This window comes from Streptococcus sp. GMD1S (assembly GCF_000296875.1).
Classification (GTDB): domain Bacteria; phylum Bacillota; class Bacilli; order Lactobacillales; family Streptococcaceae; genus Streptococcus.
Genome location: NZ_AJQY01000435.1, coordinates 1 through 542, shown reverse-complemented (window position 1 = coordinate 542; position 542 = coordinate 1). Strand labels below are relative to the sequence as shown.

1 pseudogene is annotated in these 542 nt (G+C 43.4%); it reads left to right on the top strand.

Annotated elements, in window-relative coordinates:
- Positions 1-237, top strand: a pseudogene (gene pheS, locus GMD1S_RS12070) (phenylalanine--tRNA ligase subunit alpha); the annotation flags it as partial.
- Between the last annotated feature and the right edge of the window lie 305 nt (positions 238-542).

The following is a 542-nucleotide window of genomic DNA, read 5'->3' as shown; positions in this document are numbered from 1 at the left end:
TGCTTCAAGTGTGGTGGAGAAGGCTGTAACGTATGTAAGAAAACAGGTTGGATTGAGATTATGGGTGCCGGTATGGTTCACCCACGTGTCCTTGAAATGAGTGGAATCGATGCGACTGTTTACTCTGGCTTTGCCTTTGGTCTTGGACAAGAGCGTGTCGCTATGCTCCGTTACGGAATCAACGATATCCGCGGATTCTATCAAGGAGATGTCCGCTTCTCAGAACAGTTTAAATAAGATTGAAACCTAAAACACAGTCCTATACAGTCCTAGTTATTTTCTCTTGATGAGAATGGTGAGGACTGACTCGAAGAAAAAGAAAGGAATTGAAAAGGTCTTATTCGGTGAGATCTTACAATCAGAATTATGCTTGTATCTTATAAATGGTTAAAAGAATTGGTGGACATTGATGTGCCATCACAAGAGTTGGCTGAGAAAATGTCAACTACAGGGATTGAGGTCGAAGGTGTCGAATCACCGGCTGCCGGTCTCTCAAAAATTGTCGTCGGTGAGGTCTTGTCTTGCGAAGATGTGCCAGAAAC